At 54.0% G+C, this 261-nt stretch carries 1 pseudogene; it reads left to right on the top strand.

The features are described 5' to 3' along the window. Window positions 1–29 precede the first annotated feature (29 nt). Window positions 30–261: pseudogene (gene cysW, locus ACP7FG_RS13065) on the top strand (sulfate/thiosulfate ABC transporter permease CysW); the annotation flags it as partial.

Below are 261 nucleotides of genomic sequence, written 5' to 3' on the forward strand. Positions count from 1 at the left end.
GTAAAACGGCTGCACGGAGGTAAAGGGTAATGCGTCGAATTGGTGATGCACCGCTGGTTAGGCGGCTGCTAATAGGCGCCGCCCTGGTGCTCTCAGCACTCTTTTTACTGCTACCGCTGGTGGCCATTTTCGCCCAGGCCTTTTCCCAGGGCGTCATGGTCTTCTGGGCCAACGTTAGCAATACCTTTACCCTGCATGCGATTGGCTTAACGCTGATGATCGCGCTGTTAACCATTCCTGTGTGCTTGGTTTTTGGTGTTG

It is taken from the genome of Idiomarina sp. ST10R2A5 (genome assembly GCF_051842325.1).
In the GTDB taxonomy this organism is placed as follows: domain Bacteria; phylum Pseudomonadota; class Gammaproteobacteria; order Enterobacterales; family Alteromonadaceae; genus Idiomarina; species Idiomarina abyssalis.